The organism is Pseudomonas sp. R1-1 (assembly GCF_051132135.1).
Lineage (GTDB): Bacteria > Pseudomonadota > Gammaproteobacteria > Pseudomonadales > Pseudomonadaceae > Aquipseudomonas.
The window spans coordinates 3,527,757-3,544,830 of the sequence record NZ_CP071663.1 but is presented as its reverse complement, the minus strand read 5'-3'; the positions used below and the strand labels follow the sequence as shown (position 1 = coordinate 3,544,830).

Annotated in this window: 15 protein-coding genes and 1 pseudogene; 5 read left to right on the top strand and 11 right to left on the bottom strand. The window is 62.0% G+C overall.

All coding sequences use genetic code 11. The features are described 5' to 3' along the window. The first annotated feature begins 37 nt into the window (after positions 1 to 37). From J3P75_RS15895 to J3P75_RS15880, 4 genes are read left to right on the top strand one after another with little or no spacing between them, the layout of a single operon-like run. The gene (locus tag J3P75_RS15895; protein ID WP_434589333.1) at positions 38 to 820 is read left to right on the top strand and encodes an ABC transporter permease; all 783 of its coding nucleotides are present in this window, start codon (positions 38 to 40) and stop codon (positions 818 to 820) included. After that, the gene (locus J3P75_RS15890; protein ID WP_434707368.1) at positions 820 to 1,668 is read left to right on the top strand and encodes an ABC transporter ATP-binding protein; all 849 of its coding nucleotides are present in this window, start codon (positions 820 to 822) and stop codon (positions 1,666 to 1,668) included. Before J3P75_RS15895 ends, J3P75_RS15890 begins: the two co-directional genes overlap by 1 nt. Continuing rightward, on the top strand, positions 1,665 to 2,627 hold the full coding sequence (locus J3P75_RS15885) for a HEAT repeat domain-containing protein (protein ID WP_434707367.1): 963 nt from the start codon (positions 1,665 to 1,667) through the stop codon (positions 2,625 to 2,627). The genes J3P75_RS15890 and J3P75_RS15885 overlap by 4 nt, the downstream gene beginning before the upstream one ends. After that, positions 2,624 to 2,920 carry a DUF971 domain-containing protein gene (locus J3P75_RS15880; RefSeq protein WP_434707366.1) on the top strand — a complete coding sequence of 99 codons (297 nt, stop codon included), beginning with the start codon at positions 2,624 to 2,626 and terminating at the stop codon, positions 2,918 to 2,920. The genes J3P75_RS15885 and J3P75_RS15880 overlap by 4 nt, the downstream gene beginning before the upstream one ends. A 711-nt stretch (positions 2,921 to 3,631) precedes the next feature. Here the strand turns inward: J3P75_RS15880 and J3P75_RS15875 are convergent. From J3P75_RS15875 to J3P75_RS15825, 11 genes and pseudogenes are all read right to left on the bottom strand, one after another. Further along, positions 3,632 to 6,136 carry a fused MFS/spermidine synthase gene (locus J3P75_RS15875; protein ID WP_434707365.1) on the bottom strand — a complete coding sequence of 835 codons (2,505 nt, stop codon included), beginning with the start codon at positions 6,134 to 6,136 and terminating at the stop codon, positions 3,632 to 3,634. 188 nt (positions 6,137 to 6,324) lie between these two features. Then, positions 6,325 to 7,899: an arylsulfatase gene (locus J3P75_RS15870; RefSeq protein ID WP_332763268.1), complete on the bottom strand. Its 1,575-nt coding sequence runs from the start codon at positions 7,897 to 7,899 to the stop codon at positions 6,325 to 6,327. Positions 7,900 to 7,972: 73 nt separating this feature from the next. Continuing rightward, positions 7,973 to 8,995, bottom strand: coding sequence for an HAD family hydrolase (locus tag J3P75_RS15865; protein ID WP_434707364.1), 1,023 nt, complete (start codon positions 8,993 to 8,995; stop codon positions 7,973 to 7,975). Next, on the bottom strand, positions 8,992 to 10,407 hold the full coding sequence (locus J3P75_RS15860) for a hypothetical protein (RefSeq protein ID WP_434707363.1): 1,416 nt from the start codon (positions 10,405 to 10,407) through the stop codon (positions 8,992 to 8,994). The genes J3P75_RS15865 and J3P75_RS15860 overlap by 4 nt, the downstream gene beginning before the upstream one ends. Further along, positions 10,404 to 11,984, bottom strand: coding sequence for a VWA domain-containing protein (locus J3P75_RS15855; RefSeq protein ID WP_434707362.1), 1,581 nt, complete (start codon positions 11,982 to 11,984; stop codon positions 10,404 to 10,406). Before J3P75_RS15855 ends, J3P75_RS15860 begins: the two co-directional genes overlap by 4 nt. A gap of 1 nt (position 11,985) precedes the next feature. After that, complete coding sequence (locus J3P75_RS15850) at positions 11,986 to 12,978, bottom strand: vWA domain-containing protein (RefSeq protein ID WP_434707361.1); 993 nt, start codon at positions 12,976 to 12,978, stop codon at positions 11,986 to 11,988. Beyond that, on the bottom strand, positions 12,965 to 13,564 hold the full coding sequence (locus J3P75_RS15845) for a DUF4381 domain-containing protein (protein ID WP_434707360.1): 600 nt from the start codon (positions 13,562 to 13,564) through the stop codon (positions 12,965 to 12,967). The genes J3P75_RS15850 and J3P75_RS15845 overlap by 14 nt, the downstream gene beginning before the upstream one ends. After that, on the bottom strand, positions 13,561 to 14,496 hold the full coding sequence (locus J3P75_RS15840) for a DUF58 domain-containing protein (RefSeq protein WP_434707359.1): 936 nt from the start codon (positions 14,494 to 14,496) through the stop codon (positions 13,561 to 13,563). The genes J3P75_RS15845 and J3P75_RS15840 overlap by 4 nt, the downstream gene beginning before the upstream one ends. Further along, positions 14,493 to 15,473, bottom strand: coding sequence for an AAA family ATPase (locus tag J3P75_RS15835; protein ID WP_434707358.1), 981 nt, complete (start codon positions 15,471 to 15,473; stop codon positions 14,493 to 14,495). The genes J3P75_RS15840 and J3P75_RS15835 overlap by 4 nt, the downstream gene beginning before the upstream one ends. A gap of 24 nt (positions 15,474 to 15,497) precedes the next feature. Next, positions 15,498 to 15,606, bottom strand: a pseudogene (locus J3P75_RS15830) (SphA family protein); the annotation flags it as partial. Positions 15,607 to 15,751: 145 nt separating this feature from the next. Next, positions 15,752 to 16,183 (bottom strand): YciI family protein, encoded by a 432-nt coding sequence (locus tag J3P75_RS15825; protein WP_434707357.1) that lies wholly within the window; start codon positions 16,181 to 16,183, stop codon positions 15,752 to 15,754. Positions 16,184 to 16,506: 323 nt separating this feature from the next. Between J3P75_RS15825 and tpx the strand changes: the two genes are divergently transcribed. Continuing rightward, complete coding sequence (tpx, locus tag J3P75_RS15820) at positions 16,507 to 17,007, top strand: thiol peroxidase (RefSeq protein ID WP_434707356.1); 501 nt, start codon at positions 16,507 to 16,509, stop codon at positions 17,005 to 17,007. The last annotated feature ends 67 nt before the right edge of the window (positions 17,008 to 17,074 follow it).

Below are 17,074 nucleotides of genomic sequence, written 5' to 3'. Positions count from 1 at the left end.
CTCACTCCTACAGGGATTTGTGTTGAGAGGAATTATTTTGTACCGATCCTGTTTACGCTGGGTTCCAAGAGCCGCCTCACTGCTGCTCTGCCTGCTGTTCTGGCAACTCGCCGCCAGCCACCACTGGAACCTCGGCCTGGTCACGTTCGCCAACGTGCCCACGCCCTTGGCCGTGATCGAAGCTGCTTTGGGCCTCGGTGACTCCGGAAAACTCTGGCAGCACCTGACCGCCAGCCTCGGCCGCGTGTTTGCCGGTTACCTCGCCGCGCTGGTCATCGGCATCGCCCTGGGCCTGGCCATCGGCCGCTCGAAATGGGCCGAGGACGTGCTGCTGCCGCCCCTGGAAGTCCTGCGCCCGATTCCCGCCGTGGCGTGGATTCCGCTGGCGATTCTGATGTTTCCGTCCTCGGAACTGTCGATGGTCTTCATCACTTTCACCGGCGCACTGTTTCCGATCCTGCTCAACACCGTGCACGGCGTCGAAGGTGTCGACCCGCGGCTGATCGCTTCGGCGAAAAGCCTCGGGGCAGGGCGTCGGGCGATTCTGCTCGAAGTGATTCTGCCCGGCGCCGCGCCGAGCATCATCACTGGCCTGGCCATCGGCATGGGCACGTCGTGGTTCTGTCTGGTGACGGCGGAAATGATCTCCGGCCAGTTCGGCATCGGTTACTACACGTGGGAGTCCTACACCATTCAAAACTACGCCGACATTGTCGTCGGCATGTTGCTGATCGGTGTGCTGGGCATGGGCAGCAGTTGGCTGATCAAACGTCTGGGCAGCTTGTTCACGCCCTGGCATCGACCACGAGGAAAAGCCTGATGAGCGTGATGCAAAACCCCGAAGGGCGGATCGACATTCGCCAATTGTCGATCGTGCTCGGCGAAGGCCGCGACGCCTTCGAAGCGGTGCAGAGTCTCGATTGCCAGATCGACCCCGGCCAGTTCGTGTGCATTCTTGGTCCGTCCGGTTGCGGCAAATCGACGTTGCTCGGGGCCTTGGCCGGGCACTTGAGCGCCAGCACCGGCAGCCTGCAAGTCGACGGCGCGGCGGTGTCCGGGCCGTCGTCGCAGCGCGGCATGGTGTTCCAGCATCACACGCTGTTTCCGTGGCGCACGGTGCGCGACAACGTTGCCTTCGGCTTGAAGATGCGCGGTATCGGCAAGGCCGAGCGGCATCGCGCGGCCGATGACATTCTCAAACTGGTGGGGCTCGACGGATTTGCCGAGCGCTGGCCCGATCAGCTGTCTGGCGGCATGCAGCAACGGGTGGAAATCGCTCGGGTGCTGGTCAACCGCCCACGGCTGTTGCTGATGGACGAGCCGTTCGGTGCGCTGGATGCACTGACCCGCCTGAACATGCAGGAGCTGCTGCTGGATATCTGGACGCGCATCCGGACCACCGTCGTGTTCGTCACCCACGACATCGACGAAGCCCTGTTTCTCGCCGACCGCTTGCTGGTGATGAGCGCACGTCCGGGGCGGATCATCGAAGATCTGCGTCTGGATTTTTCTCGACCGCGCACCAGCGAACTGGTGACCAGCACCGAGTTCGCCCGCCTCAAACGTCATTGCCTCGACCTGCTGCGCCACGACACCGACCGACCGCTGCCGCGCCTCAACCCGCTCGGTTTGCCTCCCGAAAACCCTTTGCCGCGATTTGCCCTATGACCTCTATTTTCGCTGTGACCGATATCGATGAAATCCTTGCCCTGCAACCGCGCCTGACTGCTGATGACCCTGCTGTGCGGCGCATCGCCCTGATCGAGCTGGCGGATCTTGAAGAACCGGATGGCTTGCTCTGGCTGGTCGATCGTCTTGGCCGTGATCCTGCCGAAGAAGTCCGCGCCGAAGCTGCGCGATTGCTTGAGGCCTGGGAGGATGAGCCGGTCGTGCAGGCGCTGTGCGAGGCGCTGACCGATCCATCGTCTGCCGTGCAAGCGGCTGCCGCGCAAAGCCTGAGTCTGCTCAAGTCGGAAGCGGCGGGGCGGGTGATTCTGCCGTGGACGGCTCATGCCGATGTCAACGTGCGCATCGCCGCGTTTCGCGCCCTGCGTGAGTTGCGTTTTGCCGACGCGGCGCCCGCTGCCGTCGCTGCGCTGAACGATGCCGACGCCAATGTGCGCCGCGAAGCGGTCGGCGTGCTGGGCTGGCTCAAGCAACTCGACGCACTGCCGGCGCTGGCGCGTTTGGCCAGCGACGATCCGGACACCGAAGTGCGCCGTGCGGCTACCGGAGCGCTGGGTTTGGCCTCCTGTGCCGAGGTGTTGCCAGCTCTGCGTCAGGCCTTGCGCGACATTGCGTGGCAGGTGCGCGAAGAAGCGGCGACGACGTTGGGCAAGGTCGGCCATGGCGACGCCGGCCCGGCGTTGGTCGAGGCGTTGAGCGATGACTATTGGCAAGTGCGTCTGCGCGCCACTCGCAGCCTGGGTCGTTTGCGTTTTGTCCCGGCGCTGGAGGCGTTGATCGATACGCTCGGTCATCGCATCAGTAATTTGCGTAAGGAGGCGGCGCTGGCCTTGGGTGAGTTGAATGATCGTGGCGCGGTGGCGGCTTTGCAGGCGGCGCAGGATGACGGTGATCCGGAAGTGCGCAAGGCGGTGCGGATTGCCTTGAGTCAGTTGCAATGAGTCCTTTGGCGGTGGTCAATTCGCAGTCTGAGCGGACCTTGCGTCTGAGTTGGCCGGATGGGCGTGAGTCGGTGTTGGGGCATGCTCAGCTGCGGCGGCAGTGTCCGTGTTCGCAATGTCGTGCGTTTCGGCTGCGGGGGGTTACGCCGTTGGTCGATGATCGGGTGCGTGTGGTTGAGGTGAATGGTCAGGGGTATGGGGTGCAGTTGGTGTTCAGTGATGGGCATCAGCGGGGGATTTATCCCTGGGATTATCTGCTGGGTGCTGATTTTTGTGCTGATGTACTCGGTTGAAACTGTGGGAGCTTGCCTGCAAGCGATGGCTTTCTTTCAGGCGCTGAGTTTTGGGTACATATCCGTTGCTTCGGTCACGGCTACTTAGGGTTCCGCCCTTACGGCGGGTCACCTTTATCAAACGCCAAAAAGGTAACCGAAAAGGCTTGCTCCTACGTTCGGCCCTCGCAAGCTCGGGTCCCTTCGCTCCGGGATCGATCCGGGCGCAGCGGCTACGGTTTGCTTCGCTGCACCTCCTTCCGCTGTGTCTGGCTACGCCAGACGGTCGCTGCGCTCCCACGCCCGGATCAATCCCTCCACTCAGCCTTCCGACGTCGCTGGTGACGCAAGATCAAGGGCACGCGAGCTAACGCTCATTGTTGAGTGGTGAGAAGCGGCGCATGGCTTGGGATTTGTGGTGGATTCGCCCCTCACCCCAGCCCTCTCCCCCTGGAGAGGGAGCCGATTTGTGGGCTGTTTGGAAACTGCGTACGACCCGGTATTTCAGGTCAGCGTAGCTTTCGCATCCCCCACGGTCAGTTCCCTCTCCCTCTGGGAGAGGGCTAGGGTGAGGGGCTTTGGATTTTCGACTATTTCAAGCTTTAGCCGGAACCACCGCGACCGCCAGCAGGCTGGCTCCCAAAGTGAATTTTGTGTAGCCCCAAGCCTTCCCTCCACCGCGAAACCTGTAGGAGCCAGCCTGCTGGCGATAGCGCTCCAACAGGCGCCACATCACTGCCCGACAAACCAGCGAAAATACGGGTTCCCGCCATCTCCCTGCATGACTTCGCGAATATCCCGCGCCCAGGCGTCGCGATCACCGTCATAGGCATGCAGGCTCGCCTGATAAAATTGCATCAGACGCTGGCGGTGCGCTTGCATGCGTTCGGTGAATGCGCCATCGACATTCACCAGTGGCGGCGGCTGGTACAGGTCGAGCAAGGCCGGCAGCACGCGGGTGATTTCCTGGCTGCGCACCCACGGTGCGTATTCGATGCGGGGTTGATCGTCGGTCACGGCGGGGGCGTCGGCGGCGAAGCGTTCGAGGCCGGCGCGGTCGGTGACCCAGGTGGCGAGCAGGGCGGCGGCGGAGCCGATGCCGACATCCTGCAAGGTGCTGCGCACGCTGTCCTGCTGGAAACGTGCGCTGATTTTTGCCGCGTCGAGGGTCATGGGTTGCTGCGACCCGACCAGCAGCATTTCGTGGAATTCGCTGGTCCACAATGAGGCGTAGGGGAACACATCGAGAAAGCTGCGCACCAGCGAGCGCGAGTCGTCGATGTTCTGCGTCGGCAGCGGCAGCCATTGCGCGACGATGCCTTGGTGTTGCAGGCGGCTGGCGGCCAGTTGGTAGAAGTCGCGCGAGTACAGGTTGACCACGCCGGCGGCTGACGGCGGTGGCGGTTCGAGGGTGATCAGGTCGTAGGTCTGCGCGCTGCGCAGCAGTTCCTGGCGGCCGTCGCGCAGGCGCACGTCCACGCCGGGGTCGCTGGCGGCGTTGAAGTTGCCTTTGAACAGTGGCGCGGCTTCGACCACGGCAGGTAACAGCTCGGCAACCACCCGGTGTTGCAGGTCCGGATAGCGCAGCAGGGCGCCGGCGGTAATGCCGGTGCCGAAACCGATTACCAGGGTGGAGCGCGGTTCGCCGTTGTGGATCAGCAGCGGCAGCAGTGCCTGAATGCGCATGTAGCGCAGCGATGGCATGGCGTCGCCGGTGTTGGATACGCCCTGAATGTACAAACGGTGGAAGGTGTTCGCGCCGCGACCCTGAGCAACGACCGCGACGGTGCCGCCACGGCCTTCTTCGTAGAACGCCAGGGTGCCATTGCGTGCACCGGGCAGCAGACTGGCAAGTTTGTCGACCGGGGTCAGCAGCGCCACAACCACCGTCACCAGTCCTAACGCCACCACTGCCTGCCGCCGACCTTTCTTGACGTGATGCCCTTTGCGCACGGCGATGTAACCGATGCCTGCGGCGATCATCGCCAGCAGACCCAAGGTGCGTACCAGACCCAGCCAGGGGATCAGCAGAAAACCGCAGAGCATCACGCCGACAATCCCGCCCAGCGTATTGAACGCCACCACCGCGCCGACGTCCCGGCCGACACGTTGCTGGCCGACGCTCAAACGCAACGCCAACGGAAACGCCGCGCCGAGCAACAGGGTCGGCACAAACACGATACTCAGCGCCGCCACGGCAAAGCGCGCACTCATTCCGGCCAGCTCGCTGGCTCCCATGCTCAACAACCAGGTTTCTGCCTGACTCTGCGCGAGCACCAGCCAGCGCCCGAGCAGGGCGATTTCCAGCAGCGCGACCAGCCCGGCGCCGGCAATCAGCAGGCCGAACACGCCCCACGGATCGCGGATGCGCTCGACGCGGCGGGCGAGCAGGGCGCTGCCGATGAACAAACCGGCCAGATAGGTCGCCAGCACCACGGCGAAGGCATAGGTGCGTGTACTCATGAACTGCACGATCGATTGTGACCAAACCACCTCATAACCAAGCGCCACGCCACCGGCGATGGAATACAGCCATAGCGCGGTGCGATCCGGGGCTTTTTCAGCATGATGTTTGATGGGGGCTGTCACAGCGGCTGGATGCTGGCGGGCGAACCACAATGCGCCGGCCGCCGCGAGCAGGTTGAGCATGGCCGCGAACAAGGCACTGCCGCGCACGCCGAGACTGGCGATCAGCACAAACGCGGCGAGCAAGGTACCGACAATCGCACCCAGCGTGTTCGCCGCATACAACTGCCCGCCAGCCTTGCCCGGATCGTTGGCCAACGCGCGCACCAGCACCGGCAAGGTGCCGCCCATCAACACGGCGGGAATGCCGACCAGGGTGAACGGCAACAGCCACGCGAGCACGCCGACATGGCTTTGCAGCCAGGCAAACGCGCTGGCCGCAAGGCTCATGCCCACCGTGGCGCCGACGGCGAGGAGCGCCACCAGCACCTCCAGCCCGGCATACAGCAACAACGGTTGCGCCACGCGGTCGGCCCAGCGCCCGAACAGCCAGCCGCCGATGGCCAGTCCGGCGAAAAAGGCGCTGATGCCCGTGGTGATCGCATACACCTCGACCCCGACCACCAGCGACAACTGCTTGATCCACAGCACCTGATAAACCAGCGCGGCAGCACCGGAAATGCACAGCAGGATGGCGGGGATGAGCAGGGTCTCAGCGGCGCTGGGCGAGGCGGGTATGGCCGACGGCTTGCTGGCGATACGTGTGGACATTTGCGTGTGCCTTATTTCAGAAATCAGCGACTGCACGGACGTCATCGCTAGCAGGCTAGCTCCCACAAGGGGCTTACCTGGGTTGTGAGTCTCTTGTGGGAGCTAGCCTGCTAGCGATTGGGCCGACATGGTCTCAAGTCAATAAACAGGGCCGCCCGCCGATGGAGGCGGGCGGCGGTGCAGCAGGTTTACTGCGCTTTCTTCATTTTCTCCTCGATACGCCGGTCTACGTCCGCACGTATCTGATCGATGCTGAAACTTGCCGGGCGCTGGCTCGGTGGATAGTCGACGAAGGTCTGGAGGAACTTCGCCGAGCGCCGGGTACCATCAAAGATCAGATAATCGTTTTTCGTGAGGAAGTCGTAATACTGATCCGAAACGACGTCGGCGCGTTCATACGGGTCCATGCGCAGGTTGAACATTTTCGGCACGCGCAGGCACACGAACGGTTCACTCCACACCTGCAAACCACCGGGAGCACGTTGCTCGCAGAACACTATCTTCCAGTCGTTGTAGCGCATGCCGACCAGCTCGCCATCATCGTTGAAGTAGTAGAACTCGCTGCGTGCGCTCTTGTCGGTTTTGCCGGTCAGGTAATCCAGCTGGTTGAAACCGTCCAGATGCACCTTGTAGTTTTTCCCGCCCAGATCCGTGCCCTTGAGCAAACGGTCCTTGATGTCGGTATCGCCTACCGCCGCGAGCAAGGTCGGGAACCAGTCGAGGCCGGAGACCATCTGCGTCGACACCTCACCTGGTTTGACTTTGCCCGGCCAGCGAATCATCGCCGGAACCCGGTAGGCGCCTTCCCAGTTGGAGTTCTTCTCGTTGCGGAACGGCGTGGTTGCCGCGTCCGGCCACGACCATTGGTTAGGGCCGTTGTCGGTGGTGTAGACCACGATGGTGTTGTCGGTGAGCTTCAGATCATCGAGGGTCTTGAGCAGCTTGCCGACGTCTCCGTCATGCTCGAGCATGCCGTCAGCGTAATCGTTGCCGATCATTCCGCTCTGGCCACGCATTGACTCGCGTACGTGGGTGAATGCGTGCATGCGTGTGGTGTTCATCCAGACAAAGAACGGCTTGTCCGCCTTCGCCTGTTTTTCGATGAAGGCCTGCGCGGCCGCGGTGGTTTCGTCGTCGATGGTCTCCATGCGTTTTTTGTTCAGTGCGCCGGTGTCTTCGATCTTGCCATCGGCAAAGCTGTGGATCACACCGCGTGGCGAGGCGGCCTTGACGAACTCGGCGTCATCCTTGGGCCAGTACGGACGCTCTGGTTCCTCTTCGGCGTTGAGGTGATAGAGATTGCCGAAGAACTCGTCGAAACCGTGATTGGTCGGCAGGTATTCGTCTTTATCGCCCAAATGGTTCTTGCCGAACTGGCCGGTGGCATAGCCTTGGGCTTTGAGCGCCTGGGCAATGGTCACATCGCGGGCCTGCAAGCCGACCGGCACGCCGGGCATGCCGACTTTCGACAGGCCGGTGCGCAGCGGCGTCTGCCCGGTGATGAACGACGATCGCCCGGCCGTGCAGCTGTTTTCTGCATAGTAGTCGGTGAAGATCATGCCTTCTTTGGCGATACGGTCGATGTTGGGCGTTTTGTAGCCGACCACGCCCATGGAATAGGCGCTGATATTGGTCTGGCCGATGTCATCGCCGAAGATCACCAGAATGTTGGGTTTTTCAGCCGCTGTGGCGGTTGCCGACAACGCCATCACCGAAGCCGCCATCAGGGCGAGCTTCGGTAGCCACTTGCGTATGCGAGTCATATGACTTGCTCCTTTCGCGGGGGTGGTTGTTTTTTCGACAAACGTTTGTTGCAGTCCTGCAGCACGCTTTCTTTTATTGCACCTGCTCGGTGGCCAGCGGTTCGAACGGGTAGATACGCCGCCATTCGGCAGCCATGTCGACCACGGTCCAGCCGCGGGATTTCGCTTCGTCGAGAGCCAGGTCGAGCCGGCCAATGCTGGATTGGCGGTCATAGGCCCATTCGCGTTTGGCGTCGGTGTGATGCACCAGCCCCATGAATCGTTTGCCCGGCCCGGCGGCCGTCCACTGCAGCATCTGCAGGTCACCATCGGAATTGCCGAAGGCGAGGATCGGGCGTTTGCCGATGACCGCGTCGATGCTTTCCGGTTTGCCGGGGCCGTCGTCGTTGTGCGCCAGTTTCGGCGTACGCAGGATCGAGGCCTTGCCATCCTTGTACTGGAACGAGGTGATGAACGTGGTGCCGATCACTTGCTCGGGCGGGATGCCGTAGACCTTCTCGGCGAAGGCGCGCATGAAACCGGTGTCACCGCCGGAAACGATGTAGGTCTTGAAGTCCTGGCTGCGCAGGTAGTCGAGCATTTCCAGCATCGGCTGGAAGATCATTTCGGTGTACGGCTTGCCGGTTTTCGGATGGCGCGCCTGGCTCAGCCAGGTTTTCGCGTAATCATCAAAGGCTTCGGTGGTCATGCCGGTGTGCGTCGCGCCGACGATCTTCAGCACGCCCTCCATGCCGGTCGCGGCCAAGGCTTTGTGATCGCTCTCAAGAACCGCTTTGAAGGGTTGCGTGGTTTTCCATTCCGGATGCTGCGCCGCGTTGCGCTTGATCTCATCGAAGGCAAACAGCAGCTCGAAATAGGCGGGCTGTTCACTCCACAGCGTACCGTCGTTGTCGAACACGGCGATCCGGTCGGCGGGTTTGACGAAGTCCTTGCTGCTCTGGTCGGTCACGGCCTGGACAAATTCGATAATGCTTTTTTTCGCCGGGCCTTCCTGCCACGACGGTAGCGGCTCGCTGGCCTGGGCAAGCAATGGCAGGGCCAAAGTAAACAGCAAGGCGAGTCCGAAACGTTGGCGGTACAGCATCGGGTTCGTCATGGGAAATCCTTCTCGTGAACGGGGTTGAGCGGACGCAGCGCCGAAGCCTTTTTTAACCTCTGCTGTTCGGCCTGACTTTGTAGCGTAGTCAAGGATTGGCGCAGTTGAACAAGTGTTTGCTCAGTGGTCGGTTGACGTCCGTAAAGCCCGCGTAACAGTCCCTGCAAACGCGGCCCGGCCTCGACCAGTTTCAGCCCCAGGCGACTGCGTCGCAGCCACAGATACAGGGCGCTCAATTGCGCCGGGCGGGCTTGCAACTGGCCATTGATTTGTTGCCATGCGAATGCAGGCGATTGCAGCCACGCTAGCTGCCTGGCGTGTCGGCGCGCCTGCCAGCGCTGCCTGGCGCGAGTGAACGCAGGGCGCAGCCGATAAACGGCGCTGATCAGTGCGACCAATACGCTCAGCCAGAGCAACCAGCGGGTGGAGAAACGCAGTGGATCGCGATCCAGTTGCTGGAGGTCTTCAGTGATTGAAAACACCGGTTGATAAGCGTTGTTCGCCACGGCCTCGAAGGTGACCGCCGGGACTTGTGCGCGGCGCAGTTGTTGCGCCGTAACGTCCCACCATTTCATCTCGATTGCCGGCAGCGTGTACGCACCGGCCTGATCGACGCGGTAGCTGACGCTGTCGATGCGCTGCCCTCCGAGGACATTGCCGCGACCGTCGTCCATGGCGCTGACTTGCGGGTTTTGCACATAGCGACTCAGGCCACCGACATTGCCAAATTGAGGAATCGGCAGGGCCATCGCCAACGCGCCGTCCGCTTGCAGGGTCAACTGCCGGCGGATGCTGTCGCCGACTTTCAGCGGCGTGGCCGAATGGACGATTTCCTGGGTAAAGCGCAGCGCCGTTGCTACCAGCGGCGTTTCGCCCTCGGCAAAACCCGGCGGCCGCGTAGCGCTGAACTGCAACGGTTGGCTCTGCGCGCTGAGTTCAGCGCTGGCCTGGCCGGGTGTGGCGCGCACGGTCAGGGCCGGAATAGCGAAGGTTTGCGCGACGTTCGGCGTGATCAGGTAGCGGTAGCGCAGGCCGCTGAAAGCCACGCCGTCGAAGGTCTGATTGAGGTGCTGCGCCTGACCGTCCGGCGGCGTGACCAAGGCACCGTCGAGATTGAGATCGGGCAGGGTGGCGGCGCTGGTGAACCAGGTGTCGGTGAGAACATCGAGTTGCAGCTCGACCAGACCGCCAACCATCGCCCCTTCGGCGGGTTGCAGATGGGCCTGGACCTTGAGTTGGGGTTCGGCGGCCAATGCTTGAAATGTGAACAGGCTGCTGATGATCAAGATCGGTAAAGTCATCGCGATCAGGCGGTCGCTATCGCCAGCAGGCTGGCTGCCACAGGGAGATTGCGGTGAATGGAGATCCAGTGTGGGAGCCAGCCTGCTGGCGATGGCCGCGACTCGGTTCATGGCCTGGCTTCCTGCTGATCCTGCAACCTGAACTTCTGCCGCAAAAACTTCGCCGGCGAGGTGGTCAGGTTCTGCAACCACAACGCATCGGACACCGCCTGCTCGGTCTTGATCGCTTTGCTCTGGCCCTTGCCCGGTGCCTTGTCGAATTTCACCTCGTCGGGTTTGGTTTCAGGGGCGTTCCGCTCGGCGCTTTCGGTGTCTTTCAGCAGCGCCTGCGCGAGGGCCAGATTGGCCATGGCTTCTGGGAACTGTGGTCGCAGTTTCAAGGCCTGGGTATACGCAGCGATGGCCTGATCGAACTTGAAACGGCGCACGTAAATGTTGCCCAGATAGAAATACGCCTGCGGCGTGTCCAGCCGCGCAAACGTCGCCAGTGCGAGGTCGTAATCGGCTGCGTGATACGCCGCAACGCCTTTCCAGTATGGGTCGATAAACAGCGCCGCCGCCTGCGGCAAATGATCGTGTTCGAAGGCCCAGCGGCCCTGCTGATCGCGGGTGAAAAAAGCATCGGTCAGCGCGTTGGCCTGCGCCGGCGCGGCGGGCCAGCCCAGCCCCGCAGCGAGCAACAGCGCCGGCAGCCAATTGACGCTCCAGCCCTTGCGCACGTTGAACAGCGCCAGCAGCAAGAGTGGCCAGCACAGCCAGTAGCCGGCGTCTTTCCAGTGGAGTTCGCGCTGTTCGGCGCTGCTGGTCTGAAAGTGCCGTTGCGCGTGCAGTTCGATCCAGTCCAGATCGTCGTTGTTGAGGGTCAGGCTGCCCAGCGGCGCATCAACCGCAGATGCCAGTTGCTTGAGCGCGGCCTGATCGAAGCTGCCCAGCACCGGGCGCCCGTTGCCATCGCTGCGCGGTTGGCCGTTGGCGCCCTGAATGACGCCGCCGTCAACACTGCCGACCGCGAGTACCAGTACCTGCAAGGCGCTTCCGCGCAAACGCTGATCAAGGTCGCCGAGCTGCGCGATGTCGGCGCCGTCGGTGAGCAGCAGCAGGGTGCCGGGCGTTTTTTCCGCATCGAGCAAGCGTTTCGCCTGATCGATCACGGCACCAACGTTCTTGCCCGGTTTATCGATCAGCCCCGTGTTCAACGCTTGGATAAAGGTATCGAGCAGCGCCGGATCATCGGTCGTCGGCAACACCAGATGGGCACTGCCGGCGTAGGCAATCAGTGCGGTGCGCGCGCCGGCACGACGCTGGATCAGATCGTGCAGCTTGTGTTTCACCGCTTCCAGTCGGGTTGGCTGCACATCGCTGGCATCCATTGACGGCGACAGATCCACCGCGAAGATCAGCGCTGCGCGGTTTTCCAGAAAATCGGGCCGGTCCTGTTCCCAGGTCGGGCCGGCAGCGGCGAGCGCGCCGAGCATCAACAACGCGCAGAGCCCATGCACCGGGCGCAGGCGCTGATGATCCTCAGGCGTGACCAACAAATGCGCCAGCAGGTGTTCGGCGATCTGCCCGCGCAGCTGTCGTTGCAAGTCGCGGCCGCGGCGCCAGAGCAGCGGTAAAAACGCCGCGAACAGCCCGAGCAGCAGCCATGCCGGGCGCAGGAAATGCAGATCGCTGAGGTTGATCTCCATCTCAAGCCTCCTCGCGCTGGCGTGCGAAGGCCAGCCGAACCCGCAGCAGGGCGCCAAGGTGATACAGCGCCAGGATCAGCAGCGCGGCAGCCAACGGCCAATAAAACAGTTCACGCTGCGGCTGATGGCTGAGGGTTTTCACCTGATGCGGCGTGAGGCGATCGAGGGTGTCGTAGACCTGATTCAGCGCGTTGCGGTCTTCGGCGCGGAAGAACTGACCGCCCGTGCTGCGGGCGATCTGTTCCAGTGCCGGCAGGTTGACCTTGGCCTCGCCGGACGCGGTCGGGTCGCCGATGCCGATGGTGTGAATGATCACGCCTTTGCTCGCTGCCATTTGTGCCGCGTGGTCCGGGGTAATCGCGCTGCTGGTGTCATTGCCGTCGGTGAGCAGGATCAACACTTTTTCCTGCTCGTGTGCCTGATCCAGCAACTTGAGACTCAAACCGATGGCATCGCCAATCGCCGTGTTGGGGCCTGCCATGCCGATGCCAGTGTCGGCGAGCAGAAGCGACAGGCTGGCGTGATCGAGGGTCAGCGGCGCCTGCGGATAGGCGCCGCTGCCGAACACGATCAGGCCGAGGCGATCATCCTTGCGCCTGTCGATGAAGCCTTGCACGACGTCCTTCACCGCCGCGAGGCGATTGATTTTCTCGCCGTTGGCATTGGTGAAATCTTCGGTTTCCATCGATTGCGACAGGTCGATTGCGAGCATCAAGTCGCGCACCGGTTGCTGCCGTTCCAGAGGCTTTTCGACCAATACCGGGCGCGCGGCAGCGAGCAGGATCAGCGCCCAGACCAGCAGGTTGAGCAGCAGTTGCCAGCGATTGCGGCGGCTGCCGACGACGCCCGGTGCTTCGCTGATCGCGCGGCTCATCGCGGCAAAGAACGGCACGCGCACGGCGCTGCGCGCCTCGTTGTAGGCGGGCAGATAGCGGTAAGCCAGCCAGGGCAGCGGCATCAGCAGCAACAGCCATGGGTAATCAAGCTGCCACATGGTGATGCTCCACCCAGTATTGGCAGGTGTCGAACAGCGCCTGACGTTGCGGCGCGGGCAGGGCGCGCAGAGTGTCGTCAGGGGCGTAGGCGAGTTGCGCGAGTTGAGTGCTGAAGTCGGCGGGGAGTGGTTTTTTGCTGTGGCGTTGCAGGAAGGCTTGCCAGTCGTCCCTCCCAAGCGCCGAAACCTCATGTAGGCCTTCGCCTGCTCGCGATGGCGTCCGATCAGTCGACATAGATGTTGAACGTGAAGACGCTATCGCGAGCAGGCTCACTCCTACATTGATCGGATTCCAGCGCAGCGATTGTGTGGGCATCGACAGCGCCACGCGCTTGAGCAGTTCCGGCAGTTCGCGCAAGGCATTCAAGTCATCACTGCGCTCGCGCAACTGCGCCAGTCGCGCCAGGCCTTCGCGTCGATAAGCATCTCTGCGCCATTGCCCATAACGTCGCAAACCGACCAGCAACGCGGCGAGCAACAACATCCCGAGCAGTACCCACCAACCCCACGTCTGCGGCGCGTAGCTGACCGGTGCCGGCAGGCTCAACTCCTTGAGCTGGTCGATACTGGGAATATCCGGATTCACCGCCGTGCTCCGGCGTTTTTACCCAGTTCCGCGCGCAATTGTTCGTGGGCGGTTTCAGCACTGCTGAACATCATCAGCGGCACCTGACTGCGGCGCAGCAGGCTGGCAACGTCTTGCAGACGACCGCTGAGAAAATCCGCCAACGGCTTACGTACATTGCGCTTGTCGACTGCCAGTTCGACCTGCAACTCGCCCTGAGTGACCAACAGTCGGCCATCGTTCGGCAACTTCAGCGCCAGCGGATCGTAGACCTGCAAGGCGATCACATCGTTATGCGCCGCCAATTGCCTCAGCAACTGCAAGGTGCGCGGGCCGGCTCCGGCAAAGTCGCTGACAATGCAGACCAGGTGATCATGCCCGGCCAGTGCGAGGCAGCGTTGCAGGGCGGTGTCCAGCTGTGCTTCGTCTTCAGCGTCAGGGTTGCTCGCGTGCAGCGCCTGATTATGTTCGGCGACGCGACTGAGCAACGCCTCCACGCGTTTGCGGCTGCGCAACGGCGCGACGGCGTCGATGCGCTGGTCGTTGAATACCAGCCCGCCAACGCGATCCCCGGCGTTGAACACCATCCATGCCGCCAACGCTGCAAGCTCGGCGGCAAGGGCAGATTTGAAGCTGCGCTGCGAGCCGAAGAACATCGACATGCGCTGGTCGACCACGATCAGCGCCGGGCGGTCGCGTTCCTCGGTGAAGGTACGCACTACCGGTTTGCCGGTGCGCAAGGACGCACGCCAGTCGAGGTGGCGCAAGTCATCGCCGGGCTGATAGCGGCGCAGCTCATCGAAGTTCAAACCGCGCCCGCGCAGCCGCGAGGCATGGTTGCCGGCAAGAATGCTGCCGCGTGGCTGGCGGGCGAGAAAACTCAGGTCACGGGCCTTGAACTCCAGCGCCATCAATTGCGCAAGAGACACGTAGACCAGTCCGTCGGTGTTCATGCCGGAATCGCGACTTTATCGAGAATGCGGTCCAGCACCTGATCGGCACTGACGCCGTCGGCGACCGCGTCGTAACTCAGTTGCAGACGATGGCGCAGCACCGGATGCACCACCGCGCGGACGTTGTCCGGGGAAACGAAATCCTGCCCCTGCAGCCACGCATCGGCGCGCGCACAACGGTCCAGACCGATACCACCGCGCGGGCTGGCGCCGATGGCGATCCAGCGTGCCAGATCTTCGTCGTAATCGGCGGGGTAGCGGGTGGCGTTGATCAGGTCGATCAGGTAGCTGTCGATGGCCGGCGAGACGTGCACCGCGCTGACTTCCTTGCGCGCCGCGAAAATCACTTCCTGGGCGAGGTTGAACCCCTTGGCCGGCGCGGTACTTGCGCCTTGGGCAAACTCTTCGTTACGCAACAGGCGCAGCACCTGACTTTCGTTTTCGGCGCTCGGATAATCGAGCAGCACCTTCATTAGAAAACGGTCCATCTGCGCTTCCGGCAGCGGGTAGGTGCCTTCCTGCTCGATCGGGTTTTGCGTCGCCACGACGATGAACAACTCCGGCAGCGCATGGCTGTTGCCGGCCACGGTGATCTGGCGTTCCTCCATGGCTTCGAGCAGGGCCGCCTGGACCTTGGCCGGGGCGCGGTTGATCTCGTCGGCGAGAATCAGGTTGCCGAACAGCGGGCCGGGCTGAAAACGAATTTCGTTTTTGCCCTCGACCTGATGCAGCACCTCGGCACCGGTGATGTCCGAGGGCAGCAGGTCCGGGGTGAACTGGATGCGGCTCATTTTCGCGTCGAGGTGTTTGGCCAGGGCTTTGACCGTACGGGTCTTGGCCAGCCCCGGCAGGCTTTCCAGCAGCAAATGGCCGTTGGCCAAGAGGCTGAGCAGGATCTGCCGGATGACTTGATCCTGACCGAGCACCGCTTCGGCGATGCTGGCTTGCAGGGCGTTGAGGTCGCTGAGCGCGGTCATGGGGACAGTCCTTTGTGGCCGGGTCTAGAAAAATGCCAGGGTCAGGTTGACGCTGAAGCCATTGCCTTCGGGGCGGTTTTTGGGGGGCGAGCTTTAGATTCCAGCTTGAGCTGATGCTGGCCTGGAGATTGGCGGCCGGACACACCCCGATTTTCCCTACGGCTTACGGATAACTCGGCACTTGTTGGCCGTTACGGCGTAATCCCTTGTTTAATCAAGCCTGTAGGACACGTCTGTCTGACGCTAGCAGCTAATCGGGGGTTAGCCAGTCGAACGGATTAATTCTTTGGTTTCATCATTTGTTCACGGATCCTTTCTTCCTGCGCTCGCGCCTCGGGAATGAACTCGGCGCCGAAGTCTTCCGCGGTAAATATCTGGCGGATCTCGATTTCGGCCTCGGTCCCAGGCATCGGATTGGGGCAGCGCTTGACCCACTCGATGGCTTCTTCCTTCGATTTGACTTCCCAGACCCAGTAGCCGGCGATCAGCTCCTTGGTCTCGATGAACGGGCCGTCGATCACGCTGCGCTTGTCCCCGGAAAATCTGACCCGTGCGCCCTTGCTGCTCGGATGCAGCCCATCGGCGCTGACCAGAACGCCGGCCTGGGCCAGTTCTTCGTTGAAATTGCCCATGGCGGTCAGCAGTTCTTCGCTGGGCATGACACCGGCTTCCGAATCGGCGCTGGCTTTGACAAGAATCATGAAACGCATGGCGGATGCTCCTGAAAAAAGGGGAGGTTTCACTCACTGGTCGAATGGGGCAGCGCTGAATCGACACCATTTCACGCAACACCGCAAAAAACTGTAGGAGTGAGCCTGCTCGCGATAGCGGTGTGTCAGCCAATGTATGAATCTCTGACACACCGCTATCGCGAGCAGGCTCACTCCTACAGGGGGATGGGCGCTGGGTTGTATACAATTTTCCGCGACGCACCCCAACAATTCATCGAAGGGTTTAGCTCGCTGGGCCATTTCATGGTTAACTTCCGCCTCTTGCATGCTTTCCAATCAAAAACATCAGAAGGACTCAAGTCATGGCTCAAGTCACCCTTAAAGGCAATCCGGTTCAAGTCAACGGCCAGTTGCCACAAGCCGGTTCCAAGGCGCCAGCCTTTTCTCTGGTTGCCGGCGATCTGTCTGACGTTACCCTGAAAGACTTTGCCGGCAAGCGCAAAATCCTCAACATCTTCCCAAGCGTCGACACCCCGACCTGCGCCACCTCCGTGCGCAAGTTCAACGCCCAGGGCAACGACATCGCAAACACCGTGGTGCTGTGCATTTCCGCGGACCTGCCGTTCGCCCAGGCGCGTTTCTGCGGTGCCGAAGGTCTGGAAAACGTCAAGAACCTGTCGACCCTACGCGGTGCCGAGTTCATCGAAAACTACGGCGTGGCCATCGCTGACGGCCCGCTGAAAGGCCTGACCGCCCGTGCCGTGGTCGTGCTGGACGAGAACGACACCGTTCTGCACAGCGAACTGGTCAAGGAAATCGCTGAAGAGCCAAACTACGAAGCGGCACTGTCCGTTCTCAAGTAAGGCTTTTACAATTGTTAACGGCCTGGCCCTGTCCAGGCCGTTTTCATTTGTGTATCAGGGTTTTGCC

Excerpts from the sequence above, each read along its gene's own strand:
- J3P75_RS15855 (WP_434707362.1), bottom strand. The coding sequence starts at position 11,984 with ATGGAGATCAACCTCAGCGATCTGCATTTCCTGCGCCCGGCATGGCTG.
- J3P75_RS15825 (WP_434707357.1), bottom strand. The coding sequence starts at position 16,183 with ATGCGTTTCATGATTCTTGTCAAAGCCAGCGCCGATTCGGAAGCCGGT.
- J3P75_RS15865 (WP_434707364.1), bottom strand. The coding sequence starts at position 8,995 with ATGACGAACCCGATGCTGTACCGCCAACGTTTCGGACTCGCCTTGCTG.
- J3P75_RS15835 (WP_434707358.1), bottom strand. The coding sequence starts at position 15,473 with ATGACCGCGCTCAGCGACCTCAACGCCCTGCAAGCCAGCATCGCCGAA.
- J3P75_RS15870 (WP_332763268.1), bottom strand. The coding sequence starts at position 7,899 with ATGACTCGCATACGCAAGTGGCTACCGAAGCTCGCCCTGATGGCGGCT.
- J3P75_RS15890 (WP_434707368.1), top strand. The coding sequence starts at position 820 with ATGAGCGTGATGCAAAACCCCGAAGGGCGGATCGACATTCGCCAATTG.
- J3P75_RS15840 (WP_434707359.1), bottom strand. The coding sequence starts at position 14,496 with ATGAACACCGACGGACTGGTCTACGTGTCTCTTGCGCAATTGATGGCG.
- J3P75_RS15880 (WP_434707366.1), top strand. The coding sequence starts at position 2,624 with ATGAGTCCTTTGGCGGTGGTCAATTCGCAGTCTGAGCGGACCTTGCGT.
- tpx (WP_434707356.1), top strand. The coding sequence starts at position 16,507 with ATGGCTCAAGTCACCCTTAAAGGCAATCCGGTTCAAGTCAACGGCCAG.
- J3P75_RS15885 (WP_434707367.1), top strand. The coding sequence starts at position 1,665 with ATGACCTCTATTTTCGCTGTGACCGATATCGATGAAATCCTTGCCCTG.
- J3P75_RS15875 (WP_434707365.1), bottom strand. The coding sequence starts at position 6,136 with ATGTCCACACGTATCGCCAGCAAGCCGTCGGCCATACCCGCCTCGCCC.
- J3P75_RS15850 (WP_434707361.1), bottom strand. The coding sequence starts at position 12,978 with ATGTGGCAGCTTGATTACCCATGGCTGTTGCTGCTGATGCCGCTGCCC.
- J3P75_RS15860 (WP_434707363.1), bottom strand. The coding sequence starts at position 10,407 with ATGAACCGAGTCGCGGCCATCGCCAGCAGGCTGGCTCCCACACTGGAT.